The 14,179-nt window shown below is 65.2% G+C and carries 12 protein-coding genes and 3 tRNA genes; 7 read left to right on the forward strand and 8 right to left on the reverse strand.

Going from position 1 to position 14,179, the window contains the following annotated elements; all coding sequences use genetic code 11:
• Positions 1-287: 287 nt before the first annotated feature.
• Positions 288-2,159 (reverse strand): 23S rRNA pseudouridine(2605) synthase RluB, encoded by a 1,872-nt coding sequence (gene rluB / locus ASD71_RS17670; RefSeq protein WP_056567514.1) that lies wholly within the window; start codon positions 2,157-2,159, stop codon positions 288-290.
• 35 nt (positions 2,160-2,194) lie between these two features.
• Positions 2,195-3,457: an SMC-Scp complex subunit ScpB gene (gene scpB, locus ASD71_RS17675; protein ID WP_056567516.1), complete on the reverse strand. Its 1,263-nt coding sequence runs from the start codon at positions 3,455-3,457 to the stop codon at positions 2,195-2,197.
• 63 nt (positions 3,458-3,520) lie between these two features.
• Here scpB and ASD71_RS17680 point away from each other — a divergent pair.
• Positions 3,521-3,597 (forward strand) — tRNA-Met (locus ASD71_RS17680).
• A gap of 765 nt (positions 3,598-4,362) precedes the next feature.
• Here the strand turns inward: ASD71_RS17680 and ASD71_RS17685 are convergent.
• The 3 genes from ASD71_RS17685 to ASD71_RS17695 form a co-directional block, all read right to left on the reverse strand.
• Complete coding sequence (locus ASD71_RS17685; protein WP_156395221.1) at positions 4,363-5,268, reverse strand: LysR family transcriptional regulator; 906 nt, start codon at positions 5,266-5,268, stop codon at positions 4,363-4,365.
• Positions 5,269-5,369: 101 nt separating this feature from the next.
• A complete protein-coding gene (locus tag ASD71_RS17690) occupies positions 5,370-6,419 on the reverse strand; it encodes a GTP-binding protein (protein WP_056569411.1) in 1,050 nt (349 codons plus the stop codon).
• Between the two features lie 134 nt (positions 6,420-6,553).
• Positions 6,554-6,629: transfer RNA gene (locus ASD71_RS17695), tRNA-Asn, on the reverse strand.
• A 214-nt stretch (positions 6,630-6,843) separates the two neighbouring features.
• On the opposite strand from ASD71_RS17695, the gene ASD71_RS17700 reads away from it, so the two are divergent.
• From ASD71_RS17700 to ASD71_RS17715, 4 genes are all read left to right on the forward strand, one after another.
• A tRNA-Thr gene (locus ASD71_RS17700) sits at positions 6,844-6,919 on the forward strand.
• Between the two features lie 133 nt (positions 6,920-7,052).
• Positions 7,053-7,712 (forward strand): response regulator, encoded by a 660-nt coding sequence (locus ASD71_RS17705; protein ID WP_056567519.1) that lies wholly within the window; start codon positions 7,053-7,055, stop codon positions 7,710-7,712.
• Complete coding sequence (locus tag ASD71_RS17710; protein ID WP_056567522.1) at positions 7,709-9,037, forward strand: ATP-binding protein; 1,329 nt, start codon at positions 7,709-7,711, stop codon at positions 9,035-9,037. The genes ASD71_RS17705 and ASD71_RS17710 overlap by 4 nt, the downstream gene beginning before the upstream one ends.
• Before the next feature lie 63 nt (positions 9,038-9,100).
• Positions 9,101-10,546, forward strand: coding sequence for a DegQ family serine endoprotease (locus tag ASD71_RS17715; protein WP_056567524.1), 1,446 nt, complete (start codon positions 9,101-9,103; stop codon positions 10,544-10,546).
• A gap of 11 nt (positions 10,547-10,557) precedes the next feature.
• On the opposite strand, the gene maiA is transcribed toward ASD71_RS17715, so the two are convergent.
• From maiA to ASD71_RS17730, 3 genes are read right to left on the reverse strand one after another with little or no spacing between them, the layout of a single operon-like run.
• Positions 10,558-11,202, reverse strand: coding sequence for a maleylacetoacetate isomerase (gene maiA / locus ASD71_RS17720; RefSeq protein WP_056567528.1), 645 nt, complete (start codon positions 11,200-11,202; stop codon positions 10,558-10,560).
• A 49-nt stretch (positions 11,203-11,251) separates the two neighbouring features.
• On the reverse strand, positions 11,252-12,229 hold the full coding sequence (gene ispH, locus ASD71_RS17725; RefSeq protein ID WP_056567530.1) for a 4-hydroxy-3-methylbut-2-enyl diphosphate reductase: 978 nt from the start codon (positions 12,227-12,229) through the stop codon (positions 11,252-11,254).
• Positions 12,229-12,705, reverse strand: coding sequence for a peptidylprolyl isomerase (locus ASD71_RS17730; RefSeq protein ID WP_105237960.1), 477 nt, complete (start codon positions 12,703-12,705; stop codon positions 12,229-12,231). Before ASD71_RS17730 ends, ispH begins: the two co-directional genes overlap by 1 nt.
• A 50-nt stretch (positions 12,706-12,755) precedes the next feature.
• Between ASD71_RS17730 and radC the strand changes: the two genes are divergently transcribed.
• Positions 12,756-13,433, forward strand: coding sequence for a DNA repair protein RadC (radC, locus tag ASD71_RS17735; protein WP_056567535.1), 678 nt, complete (start codon positions 12,756-12,758; stop codon positions 13,431-13,433).
• 92 nt (positions 13,434-13,525) lie between these two features.
• Entirely contained in the window at positions 13,526-14,152 is a 627-nt protein-coding gene (gene kynB, locus ASD71_RS17740) for an arylformamidase (protein ID WP_056567539.1), read from the forward strand.
• Positions 14,153-14,179 lie beyond the last annotated feature (27 nt).

Here is a 14,179-nt window from a genome sequence, read left to right on the forward strand (position 1 = left end):
TGCACATTTCAGCAGATAGCGCACGCGCCAAGGGACTGCTGCAAACAGCGCCCGGCAACACGCCAGCACAAGGCCATGCGCCCGATCGGCACACATTCAGCCGACGTGCTTTTTGCGGTAAAGCGCACTTGAGAAACCAGTGCTTCCGGCAAAAAGCCATGACGCGAAGCCATGAAAACCATTGATTTTACCAGATAAACGGGAAAATCGCCTGATTCGTCACGGGCTTACGTTTATATGGGACGGATGCGGGGCGGCGGCGCAGTCTGCGAGCCGCCCTGCAAGGATCAGCGGCCCTGACGACCCCGGCCACCGCCCACGACACCCAGACGGGATTCGTGCGCCGACGCACCGCGAGGCTGCCAATCGTCGCCACGCTGGGCGCCACCCTCGCCACGGGAACTGCCGCTACGCGGCGTACGCGGCTTGCCGCCCGTGCCCGGACCCTTGTTGCCGCCGGTGCGCGCGCCTTCGGTCTTGTTGCCGCCGCGGCCGCCAGCGGCCGGCTTGCCGCCACGACCCGGATTGCCGCTACGCGCACCTGCCGGCTTGGCGCCCGCCGGCTTGCCGCCGCCAGGCTTGCCGCCGGACTTGCCGCCCGGCCGGCGGCCCGCGCCTGCCGGCGCCTCGCCCATGCCGCCTGCGGCCGGGCTGCCAGCCATCGAATTGCCGACCACCGGGCTGCTCGCCATCGGATTGCCACCGGCGGCGTTAGCGGCGGCGCGGGGACCGCGCGCGTTGCCGCCCGTGCGTCCACCCGCCTTGCCGCCCGGCTTACCGCCCGGCTTGCCACCGGACTTGCCGGCGCCAGCAGAGCGCGGCCCCGGCTTGTTCTTGCGATTGCCAAGGCCGGACTCGCCCGAGAGCGGGTGGCCGTTGGCATAGCCACCGGCGATCATGAGACCGGTGCCGAAAGGATCGGAAGGACACGCGGCAGCCTGCCCCGCGCTGCCCACACCGCCACCCTGCAACTTGCCGCGGCGGCCAATGCGGGCGCCGTTCATGCCGTTGCGGTCCAGCGTACCGAATCCGGGAGGCAACGCGCTGTCGTGCGATTGCGGCTGCTTGGAGCGGCGGCGGTTGCCCGACGAATCGTCGTCTTCACGCAACAGTCCCAGCTGGACCATCAGCGCGGTAACCAGGGAAGCGTCCAATTCGTCCCAGCGGCCGCGGCGCAAGGTGCGCGGCAGCACCACATCGCCGAAGCGCGTGCGAATCAGGCGGCTGACCGTGACGCCGACCGCTTCGAACATGCGGCGAACTTCGCGGTTGCGGCCTTCCTGCAGCGTGACGCGATACCAGCGGTTGCTGCCGTCGCCACCCAGGTAGTCCAGCGCGCCAAATGCGGCAAGACCGTCTTCCAGTTCAATACCGTCGACGAGCGACTGGCGCTGCGCCTCGTCCATTTCACCCAGCACGCGAACGGCGTACTCGCGTTCCGTGCCATATCGGGGGTGCATGATCCGGTTGGCCATGTCACCCGACGTCGTGAAGATGAGCAGGCCTTCGGTGTTCAGGTCAAGGCGACCCACCGAGAGCCACTTGCCGGTGCGCAGCTTGGGCAGCCGGGCAAAGACGCTGGCGCGGCCACCGGGGTCGTCGTGGCTGACGATCTCGCCGGCGGGCTTGTGATACAGGATCACGCGCGGCGGCTTTTTGGTGTTCGTGCGCATGATGGGCTTGCCATTGACGCGCACCTGATCGTTGGGACCCACGCGCTGGCCGATATGCGCCGGCTCGCCATTGACGGACACCCGGCCCGCCACGATCAATTCTTCCATCTCGCGGCGCGAACCGATCCCGGCGTCGGCCAGCACCTTGTGCAGCTTGGGCATGACCGCTTCGCTATTCAGGTACTTGCCCAGCCGCTGCTCCATGCGGTCAGCCGTATCCAGGTAGGACAGCGCCTGCTCGGCTTCCTGCTCGCCACCCCGGGAGTCCGCGGACTCAACCGGCGCAGCGGGCGCTGCGGCCTGCCCTTCGGCGGCGGGCGCCTGCTCGGCGGCAGCGTCGCCGCGGCGGCGGCGGAACGGCGTCCTCAGCTTGCGGCCGCGGCTGCGAGCGCCGGCTTCGCCTTCAGCGGCCGGTTCGCGCGCGGCGGAGGATTCCGGCTGCGCGCCGGCAGCGGCGTCATCCGAACGGGGGGTGTCGTCCTGCATTGCTGTATTCGTTGTCACTGGGACAGCTCCGAATTTCAAACTTGGGTAGGCCTGCGGGGAGCAGGCTCGTCATCATCTGGGGACGCCGAATCCGGTTCAGACCCGGACCGGTCGGGGTCCGCCTCTTCCGAGGCCGCGGAGGCGGCATCGGGTTCGGGCTGAACGGCCTCGTCAAGACCATGAACGGGCTCACGCCTGGCGTCGCCAGGGGCCACGGCATTGGTCTTGTCAGTCGGGTCAGTCGGTTCCGCGTGTTTTGCGTTCTCGACTCTTTCCTTTGCAGCACCGGCCTCGGAGGCATCGGCGGCCATATCGGAAATGTCGTTGCCAGCTCTGTCGTCGGGAAGATCGGGCGAGAGCGGCGTATTGGACAAGCCTTCGGCTTGCTCCCGGACGGTGGATTCGTCGGCGGGATCCGCGCCTTCTTCTGTGCGCGAAAGCTGGGATTCTACGCTATCGATGGCCGCTATGGGGGCATCGTCTTCCGAAACAGACAATTCCGCAACGGGGAAAATCTCGGGGGATCCGGAGTCAGCATTGGCGGAGGACGGATTTTCGCCCTCTTGCGGTGCTTCTTGCGGTGCTTCTTGCCCCGGTTCTTGCGACGCGCCAACGCCCGCCGCGAAGAGGCCATCCGCCGCCAAACCGGGCGTTTCCGCCACCGCCTCCGCTGGCGCGGCGTCCAGACTGCCCTCGCCCTCGGCCGGCGCCGGCGCCTCGCCCAACACCTGCTGCACCTCGCCCAGATCCAGGCCAGCGAGCGCGGCGGCGGCGTGCGCGGATTCCAGCGGCGGCAGCTCATCCAGCGCGCGCAGGCCCAGATCGTCCAGGAACTGGCGCGTGGTGCCGAACAGCGCGGGGCGCCCCGGCGCGTCGCGATGGCCGATGACTTCGATCCAGCCGCGATCCTCAAGCGCCTTCACAATCTGCGACGAAACCGTCACACCCCGGATGTCTTCGATATCACCGCGCGTCACGGGCTGGCGCCAGGCCACGATGGCCAGCGTTTCCATCACGGCGCGCGAATACTTGGGCGGCTTTTCGGGGCTCAGACGCTCCAGGTAGCGCTGCATGCTGGGCCGGCTTTGGAAACGCCAGCCTGAGGCGAGCTGCACCAACTCCAGCCCACCGTCGGCCCAGTTGCCTTGCAAGGTCTCCAGAAGCCGGCGCACCGTGCCGCTGTCGAACTGTTCATCATCCCCGAACAGCTTGCGCATATCGGAAATCTGCATCGGCTGCACCGCGCACAGCAGCGCGGTTTCCAGCACGAGTATTGCCTCGCTATCGTTCATCGACATCCAAATTCAAAAATGGGCTAACTTGCGCTTGGTTGGAAATAAGGTTAATATTCTTTTCTCAGACGCGGGGTGGAGCAGTCTGGCAGCTCGTCGGGCTCATAACCCGAAGGTCGTAGGTTCAAATCCTGCCCCCGCAACCAATTTGATGAAGGCCTGGCATTCGCCGGGCCTTTTTCATTTGCGGCGCCGGATTCAAAATAAAAAATCGAACGGGCAGCGTCGCAATTCAAACCCACGCCGTAGTGCATGCCGTAGTGCACGCCATAATGCATTTCGACGCCACCAGCCTTGGTGCTGCGGAATCTGCATCCAGACATCCCGGCACGGCTGCCCACGGATTTCCCCGCGCGGCGCTCGCCCGCAAACGACCAGGCCGCCGCATGAGCGGCGACACAACAGTCAATGTTGGCTTGCGAAATTGTCACTGGGTTCCTGTTTTACCGCCACGCCCTCGCCTCATGGCGCAGCCCTGCGCGAAACCGCCACGCCGGCGCCTGTAAGGCGGTATGCCTGCCGCAGCTGCGAGGCTGCGGCAAACGTCTGAGCAAATTCTGGAAAAGCTGGCGCCAGCAATGCTGACGCCCATCGCCAATATGGCCGCGGAACGCGCCGGAACCGCCGGCACCAACCCTTTCCGCGAAATTGATAGCAAAAGACTAGAACCAACAGGCATCGGCCACTGCCGTGCGGCGGAAACGCCGCTACCAGTAAGGCTTGCCCCCCCTTGCGCAAACCGAGCTGAGCTCTGGATTGCGCCGGCCTGCCACCAGGCCGGAACGATTGTTAAGGTTTTTTTTGGGTCAAATGCCGGCAAATTATACCGCCATCCCTTCCGCTCTCAAGCCGCGGCGCACCCGCCATGCAGTCATCCATGCGCCAGCCATGCAGCCGACCCTCCCCGCCATCTATCCCGCGGGCTTATCCCACGGCGCAGATCCTAACCGTTCGGCAAGATAATCCAGCATCGAACGCAGAATCAGCGGCATCTGGCGGCGCGAGGCGTAGACCCCATAAATGCCGAGCACCTGGGGTTTGCACTGCGGCAGAACGACCTGCAGCTTGCCCGAGGCGATGTATTCGGCCGCATAGTAAGTGGGCAACATCGCGATGCCCGCCCCTTCGACGGCGGCGCTGCACAACACCGACACTTCGTTGGCGCTGATGCTGCCACCCACGGGCACATCGACCGGTTCGCCATCGCGCTCGAAACGCCACAGGCTTTTGCCGAAATACGAATGGGTCAGGCAGTTGCGCAGCGACAGATCTTCGATGCGCGCCGGCACGCCTTCGCGCGCCAGGTATTCCGGGGAGGCGCAGACCACGGAGCGGCACTCGGCCAGCTTGCGCGCAATCAGATTGGGATCCAGATCATTGGTGATGCGCACCGCGAGGTCGACGCGCTCTTCCACCAGATTGACCGCCCGCTCGACCAGCATCAGGTCCACCGACGTGCCGGGATGCCGTTTGACGTAGTCGGTGACGGCCGGCGCCAGATGGCGGGCGCCAAACGACATGCTCGTGGTGATGCGCAACAGACCGCGCGGCGTGTCCTCGGGCGTGGCGACAGCGCTATGCAGATCGCCAACCATATCCAGCATCTGACGGCAGCGCGGCAAGGTTTCGGCGCCGGCCGGGGTCAGACTGAGGCGCCGTGTCGTGCGATGCAGCAGGCGCACGCCGACCCATTGCTCCATCTCGGCCAGGTATCGCGACACCATGGCGCGCGACATGTCCAGATGGACGGCGGCCGCCGACAGGCTGCCCCGATCGGCAACCTCGACGAACACCTGCATGGCTTTCAGTCGATCCATCATTGTCTCGGCAAGTGCATCAGACCGTACCGGTTATACCGTATTTCCGTGCAGCATCAGCAACGGAATATCGATCAATGAAACGGGGTCCTTCCGCGCAATCAGGCGGACGGCTGACCCAACGCCTGGCGCACGGCGGCGGCCACCTCCGGCACGGCCAAGCCGCGAACGATGAACACCAGCCGCGAGGCGCGCACCTCGTCCGGCCAGCCGCCCAAGGACTGCAAGGGATACAACTCGCCATGCACCCCATGCACCTCACAAGGATGCGATTCGCCGTCGAAGCAGACGAGCCCCTTCATTCTTAGCAAGCCTTGCCCGTAGCGCTCTTGAATGCGCGCAATACCCGCCAGAAACGCCGGCCGGCTCAAAGACGCTTCCAGCGTGAGTGAAAAACTGCTTACGTCCGCATGGCGTGCGGCGGCCTTCTGGGAGAACGCCCCAAGCCACTTTGCCGTGGCCACCCCATCGCGTCGGGCAAGAAGATCCGGACCCTCGCGCAAGCCGGCGGCCAGCGGCGCATCGGGGCGCTGCACGCAGCGCTGGGCGCCGGGATTGATGACCGCGATCGCCCGCTCGACATCACGCAGTTGCGCCGCACCGACAAGATCGGACTTGCTGATCACGACCGTATCGGCAAGCGCAAGCTGCCGGGCCGCCTCGGGTTGCGCGTCCAGCTGGCCGACGCCATGCGTCGCCGACACCACGACGAACGCGCCGCGATACGCGTAGCGCTCAGCCAGAAAACGTTCGTGCTTGAGGGTGAAGAGGATGGGCGCCGGATCCGCGAGACCGCTGGTCTCGATGATGACGCGGCGGAACGGCTTGATCTTGCGTCCGAGGGCCTGCATGAAGAGATCGCGCAAGGTGTCGACCACCGAACCGCTGACCACGCAGCACAGGCAACCGCCCTCGACCAGCACAACTTTGTCCGGCGCCAGACGTACCAGATGATGGTCGACGCCGATATCGCCATATTCGTTGACGATGACCACCGCGTCGGCATATGCAGGCTCTTGCAGCAGGCGGTTCAAGAGCGAGGTCTTGCCGCTGCCCAGAAAGCCGGAGATGACGGTGACGCCGACGCGCTTGTCTTGCACGGACTGGTTGCCCTGCGCGCCTTGATCGCGCCCGCGTTTGTCGTCATTCATGCCGATCGCCTTCTTTGTCGATGCGCTCTTGGTGCACACGTCGTGGACACGCATGCCGCAGACCTGCGCATAGCGAAACGCCACCGCAAAAACCAAAAGGGCCACTCACTTGCGTGAGCGGCCCAAAATTCTTTTGGCTCCCCGAGCTGGGCTCGAACCAGCGACCTGCGGATTAACAGTCCGTCGCTCTACCGACTGAGCTATCGGGGATCTGCCAAGACCGAAATTATGAACTAAAAATTCAGCGCATGCAAATCTCGTTTTTTTCTGAATTTTTTGCGCTTCTTGCTGCCCATCGCGAAAAAATTCTGATATAGTTTCGGTCTTTCCAGATCGGGCCCCAAAAAAGGCAGCGAACTGGAAGAAAAAAGATGTTTTGCTTACCGCTTTCCGGCTTGGTCCAGAAACAAAAGCAAATGGTCTTGCCGGCATAGCTCAGTTGGTAGAGCAGCGCATTCGTAATGCGAAGGTCGTAGGTTCGACTCCTATTGCCGGCACCAGATTTCCAAAAAGCAGCCCTCTCGGGCTGCTTTTTTCATTTCCGGCCCTCACCGGCGCTGTCCGCACCCTGGCCGGGAACTCGCACTGACCGCCACGCGTCCAACCCCCTTGGACCATCCCAGCGGAAAAAACATGCGCATTCTTCTCGTGGAAGACGACATGATGATCGGCGAAAGCGTATTGGACTGCCTGCGCGCGGAACACTATGCCGTCGATTGGGTTCGGGACGGCAGCGCCGCGGACTCTGCACTGCGCACCGATCCCTACGATCTTGTCCTGCTCGACCTGGGCCTGCCAAAACGGGACGGCCTGACCTTGCTGCGCGACATGCGCACGCGCAAGGACCGTACGCCGGTGCTCATCGCCACCGCGCGCGACGCGGTCAGCGATCGGATCGCCGGACTGGATGCAGGCGCGGACGACTACATCGTCAAACCCTATGACGTGGACGAACTGCTGGCGCGCATGCGTGCCCTGATCCGCCGCAGCGCGGGCCGGGCCGAGCCCATCTTCGAGCACGACGGCATCACCATCGACCCGCAATCGCACGCCGCCATGGTCGACGGCGCGCCGGTGGCGTTGACCGCCCGCGAATGGGCGGTGCTCGAACCCCTGATCGCGCGGCCGGGCATGATCTTCTCGCGCGCCCAGCTCGAGGAAAAGCTCTATAGCTGGAAGGACAGCATCAGCAGCAATGCCGTTGAGGTTTATATTCATGGCCTGCGCAAGAAACTGGGTCCGAACCTGATCCAGAACGTCAGAGGCGTCGGCTATGTCATCCCCAAAACATGAGCATTCCGCTTAGCTATTCGCTGAGAGCCCGGCTGCTTTTCTTTCTGCTGGCCGCCATCGCGGTCGGCGCGCTGGTGCAAGGCGCAATCGCCTACCGCAGCACGTTGGCGCAAGCCGACGACATCTTCGACTCGCTGCTGCAGCGCACCGCCCTGTCGCTAGGCACCGGCGACGGGCTGCTAAGTACCGGCCCCACCCACGCGCGGGGCGCCGGCTCACCCGTTGCCGACGACCTCATCATCCAGATCTGGACGCCGGATGGTTTGCGCGTCTTCAATTCCCGTTCCCGCCTGCGCCTGCCCAGCCAGATCGTGCTGGGATTTTCCGACGCAAAGCTGGAAGGCGAAACCTATCGCGTATATTCGCTGGCCACGCCGTTCCAGGTGATCCAGGTGGCGCAGGACATGCGCGTGCGCAAGAACATGGCCAGCACCCTTGCGCTGCGCACCGTCGCGCCGATCGCCGCCGCCGCGCCGCTGCTGATGCTGATCATCTGGTGCGTGGTGAGCTGGTCTCTGCGTCCGGTCAAGCGCGCACGCGCACAAGTGGCCGCGCGCCAGCCCGAAGACCTGTCCCCCGTCAGCGTGCGCGGGTTGCCCGATGAAATCCGCCCGTTGGTGCAGGAGCTGAACCTGCTGCTCGAACGCATGCGCGGCGCTTTTGCCCAGCAGAAGCAATTCGTGGGTGACGCGGCACATGAACTGCGCTCGCCGCTGGCGGCATTGCGCCTGCAAATGCAGGCGCTGCAGCGCGCGCCAGACCCCGACGCGCGCCAACTTGCCGAACACCGCCTGGCCGCCGGCATTGATCGCGCCACGCGGCTGGTCGAGCAGCTATTGTCGATGGCGCGCCAGGAAGGCGCCCAGGAACAGACGCCGCTGGCGCCCGTGGACCTGGGGGACGTGCTGCGCCAGGCCCTGTCCGAAACGCTGCCCGAGGCGAACGCCAAATCCATCGACATCGCGCTGGACGGCGACGCCCAGGCGCAGGTGCAGGGCAATCGCGATGCGCTGGTACTGCTGGTGCGCAATCTGCTGGACAACGCGATCAAGCACTCGCCTGCCGAGGGCCGCATCGGGATGCGTCTGGACCACGGCCCGGACCGCATTTCGCTGCTGATCGACGATGAGGGGCCGGGCATCCCGGTCCATGAGCGCGAACGCGTATTCGACCGCTTCTACCGCGCCGAAGGCAACACTACGCATGGCAGCGGACTGGGGCTGGCCATCGCGCGCACCATCGCTGACCGCCACGGCGCCACCATCACCCTTGAAGACGCGCCCGCCGGCCAAGGCCTGCGCGCACGCGTGGATTTTCCCGCTTAAGTTTCACCTAAGCGTGCGGCCCGAAGATAGCGCCATGTTCCCAACATGATCGCAGGAGCCGACATGAAGACCACGCAAATCAAACCCTCGCGCCTCGTCCTGGCGCTGCTGGCTGCCGGCGCCATTGGCGGCGCAGGCGCAACCGCCTTGACCGGCAGCGTTTCGATGGCTGCCGAAGCCCCCGCAGCCGCTGCGGCTTCCCAGCCGATCAGCGCGTCGGTGCCGCCCAACTTCGCGCAGATCACGCGCGAGTCCGGCCCGGCCGTCGTCAATATCAGCGTCAGTGGCACGCGCAAGGTGTCCGCCACCGAAAGCGACGACCCGCTCGCGCAGTTCTTTGGCCAGGTTCCAGGCGCACGTGGCCGCGCGCCGGCCCGTGAAGTACCGATGCGCGGCGAAGGCTCGGGATTCATCGTCAGTTCGGACGGCATCATCCTGACCAACGCACATGTGGTCCAGGACGCCAAGGAAGTGACCGTGAAGATGACCGACCGCCGCGAATACAAGGCCAAGGTCCTGGGCGCCGACCCGCAGACCGACGTCGCCGTCATCAAGATCGAGGCGAAGAATCTGCCGGTCATCAAGGTGGGCGACGTCAACAAGCTGCAGGTTGGCGAATGGGTGCTGGCCATCGGCTCGCCATACGGCCTGGAGAACACGGCCACCGCCGGCATCGTCAGCGCCAAGGGCCGTTCGCTGCCGGACGACACCTCGGTGCCGTTCATCCAGACCGACGTGGCCGTGAACCCCGGCAACTCGGGCGGCCCGCTGTTCAACGACCGCGGCGAAGTGGTGGGCATCAACTCGCAGATCTATAGCCGCACCGGCGGCTTCCAGGGCCTGTCGTTCTCGATTCCCATTGATCTGGCCTACAAGATCAAGGATCAAATCCTTGAGCACGGCAAGGTGCAGCATGCGCGTCTGGGCGTGACGGTGCAGGAAGTGAATCAGGACCTGGCCGACTCGTTCAAGCTGGATTCGCCGTCGGGCGCGTTGGTGTCGAGCGTCGAAAAGGGTAGCGCCGCCGAAAAGGCCGGCTTGCAGCCGGGCGACGTGGTGCGCAAGATCGACGGCAAGACCATCGTGTCTTCCGGCGACCTGGCTTCGACGATCACCATGGCCGCCCCTGGCGAGAAGATCAAGCTGGACGTGTGGCGCAATGGCGGTCAGAAGGAAATGGTCGCGACGCTGGGTGGCGTGCCCAAGGACAAGTCGCAGGCGTCGGCGGACGGCCAGGAAGTGCAGCGTGGCCAGCTTGGTCTGGCGCTGCGTCCCCTGAACCCGCAGGAGCAGCAGGAGTCGGGTGCGGAAGGCCTGCTCATCGAGCGTTCGGCCGGCCCCGCCGCCAAGGCTGGCATTCAGCCCGGCGACGTGCTGCTTTCGCTCAATGGGGTGCCGGTGCACAACGTCGGCCAGGTGAAGGCCGAGTTGTCGAAGGCGGGCAAGACCGTGGCCTTGCTGGTGCAGCGCGGCGAAGACAAGATCTTCGTGCCGGTGCAGATCGGCTGATCAGCCGGGTGTCACTCCGCGTCGGGCTGCTTGCCCGGCGCGGCCGCGTCAAATGCCGGCAACGCACGGCAAGCCGCGTCGATGCGCAGCACATTGGGCATGGCCGATAGGTCGCACTCGAAGCGCTGCGCATTCGCCACTTGCGGCACCAGGCACAGGTCCGCAATGGTGGGCGTGTCGCCGTGGCAGAACTGGCCCGTCGCGCTGGAGCCGGCGAGTTGGGCTTCCAACGCCTCAAGGCCCTGATGCACCCAGTGCTTGTACCAGGCGGTCTTGGCGGCTTCATCCACGCCCAGCGTGTGCTTCAGATACTTCAGCACGCGCAGGTTGTTCAGCGGATGCGTGTCGCAGGCAATGCCCAGCGCCAGATCGCGCACGCGGGCGCGGCCGATGGCGTCCGCCGGCAGCAGCGGCGTTTCGGGATGCGTTTCTTCCAGGTATTCGATGATGGCCAATGACTGGCCGATGACCGCATCGCCATCCACCAGTGCGGGGACCAGCGCCGTCGGGTTCACCTTGCGGTAGTCGGCCGACAACTGCTGGCCGCCATCCTTCAGAAGATGCACCGGCACGTATTCGTACGGCAGGCCTTTCAGGTTCAGGGCGATGCGCACGCGATACGCGGCCGAACTGCGGAAGTAGCTGTAAAGCTGCATGTAGTCTCCTCGGTATTCTTGTGGCGCCGCCCGCGTGGGCGGCGCTTGTTCATTCCAGCGATTCGGTCTTGGCCGCCTTGCGCGACAAGCCCTTGGGCAACGGGAACGCCACGTTCTCTTCCAGGCCCGGCATCTTGCGCACCGAGACGGCGCCCAGTTCCTTGACGCGCGCAATCACCTGCTGCACCAGCACTTCCGGCGCCGAGGCGCCCGCGGTCACGCCAATGCGCTTGCGGCCCACGAGCCATGCCGGATCGATGGAGTCCGCGCCGTCGATGAGGTACGACGCGACGCCCTTGCGCTCGGCCACTTCGCGCAGACGATTGGAGTTCGAGCTGTTCGGGCTGCCCACGACCAGCACCAGATCGCATTCCGGCGCCAGGATCTTGACTGCATCCTGCCGGTTCTGCGTGGCATAGCAGATGTCGCTTTTCTTGGGCTCGGCGATGCTGGGAAAGCGTGCCTTGAGCGCCTGCGACACCGCGGCCGCGTCGTCGACCGACAGCGTGGTCTGCGTGACGTAGGCCAGGTTTTCCGGATCGGTGACCTCAAGGCCGGCCACGTCTTCGACGGTTTCGACCAGGTACATGCCGCCCTGCGCCTGGCCCAGCGTGCCTTCGACCTCGGGATGCCCCTTGTGGCCGATCATGATGATCTCGCGGCCGGCGGCACGCATGCGCGCGACCTCGATGTGAACCTTGGTGACCAGTGGGCAGGTGGCGTCAAAGACCTGCAGGCCGCGCGATTCGGCTTCGGCGCGCACGGCCTTGGAGACGCCATGCGCCGAGAACACCACGATGGCGCCCGCGGGCGCATCGTCGAGCTCGTCGATGAAGATGGCGCCCTTGGCGCGCAGATCTTCGACGACGTAGCGGTTGTGGACGATCTCGTGGCGCACATAGATGGGCGCGCCGTGCAGTTCGATGGCCCGCTCGACGATATCGATGGCGCGATCCACGCCTGCGCAGAAGCCGCGCGGCTGCGCCAGCAGGACTTCGGCGTCGGAGGCGGTGACAGCCTGGCTCATTAAAGGACTCCCAGCAACGCCACGTCCACTTTCAGGCTGATGCCTGCCAGCGGGTGGTTGAAATCGAACAGCGCGGAGTCGTCGTTGATTTCCTTGAGGACGCCCGAATAGCGGCCGCCGTTGGGCGCGGTGAATTCGACCAGGTCGCCGGGTTCGAACGTGGCGTCCTCGCCGGCATGTTGCGCCAGCATGGCGCGCGTCACGCGCTGGATCAGTTCGGGATTGCGGTCGCCGTAGGCGTCGGCCGGTTCGATGGTGACGCTGAACTTGTCGCCCTCGGCGCGGCCGACCAGCGCGGCCTCAAGGCCGGGCGCCCACTGCCCGCCGCCCATCTGCAGCGTGCCGGGACGGCCGTCGAAGGTGTCGGTGAACACGGAACCCGCCCCCGGGCCCGAGGCCAGCGTGATGCGGTAATGCAGCGTCAGGTAGGAATCCGGACGGACCAAAACGTTCACTTCATTAGAGGCGATGCTCACGATCTGCCACCGTATGGGTATTTGAGTAAACCCTGATTTTAGAGCCTCTTATGAAATTGTCCGTCCGGCTGCCAAAACAAGACCGTCCCCGAGAGCGTCTGCTACGTCACGGGGCCGCATCCATCCAGGACGCCGAGCTTCTTGCCGTCGCCCTGCGCACGGGTATTCCGGGCCTGAATGTCGTGGATCTGTGCCGCCAGTTGCTGGCACGGTTCGGCGGACTGCGCGGGTTGCTCAGCACCTCGCCGCAGGACCTGATGGCCATCGCCGGCCTGGGGTCATCCAAGGCCTGCACCCTGGCGGCCCTGCTGGAGCTGGCCCGCCGGGCGCTGGAAGAAGACCTGATCCGGGACGCCTCGATGCACCACCCGAGCCGAGTGAAACAATATTGCAAGGCGGCGCTCGGCCATCTGCAGGTGGAGCACTGCATCGCCCTCTTCCTGGATGCGCAACTGCGCCTGATCACCACGGGCGAACTGGCGCGGGGCACGCTCTCGCAGGCGGCGGTCTATCCCCGGGAGGTCGTGCGCGAAGCCCTGCGCCACCATGCGGCAGCGCTCATCGTGGCCCACAACCACCCGTCCGGCGTGGCGTCGCCCAGCGCCGCCGACCGCGCCTTCACCCGGCACCTGAAGGAAGCCCTGGCGCTGGTGGACATCAGGCTGGTGGACCACCTGATCGTCGCGGGAGGGTCGGCGGTGTCACTGGCTGAACTGGGCTGCCTCTGACCGCAGCAAGCGCCGGAATTCCGTTAGACTACCGCCCAATATTGTTTTAGGCTTAACCTAATTCTGGCCCTCGCGACCTTTCCTTGCCTGCCATGAAACGCCTGTGGGACATTTCCCCGCCCGTCTCGACGGCATCGCCCGTCTTTCCGGGCGACACGCCGTACCGCCAGCAATGGAAATGGACGCTCACGCCCGGCTGTCCGGTCAATGTCAGCGAAATCACGCTGTCGCCGCACATCGGCGCGCATGCCGACGCCCCGCTTCATTACCAAAATGGGGCCGCAGCCATCGGCGCGGTCTCGCTTGAACCCTTTCTGGGCCCCTGCCGCGTCATCCATGCGATCGACTGCGGCGAGCTCATCACGATCGACCACCTTGCCCATGCGGCGCACAACCTGCCGCCTCGCGTGCTGGTGCGCACCGCCAAGCATGCCGCGCAGGACTGGTGGACGGACGACTTCTCCGCCTACGCGCCCCAAACCATCGAATGGCTGGCCGAACGCGGCGTCATGCTGATCGGTCTGGACACCGCCAGCATCGACCCCGCTTCCAGCAAGACCCTGGACAGCCACCATACGATCTTGCGGCACGACATGCGGGTACTGGAGAACCTGGTGCTCGACGACGTGCCGGAAGGCGATTACGAATTGATCGCCTTGCCGTTGGCGCTGATCCAGGCCGATGCCAGCCCGGTCCGCGCGGTCCTGCGCGAACTGTAGGCTGATTTGCCGGCCCGGGAGCGGCTG

Source organism: Achromobacter sp. Root565 (assembly GCF_001427425.1).
Lineage (GTDB): Bacteria > Pseudomonadota > Gammaproteobacteria > Burkholderiales > Burkholderiaceae_B > Achromobacter > Achromobacter spanius_D.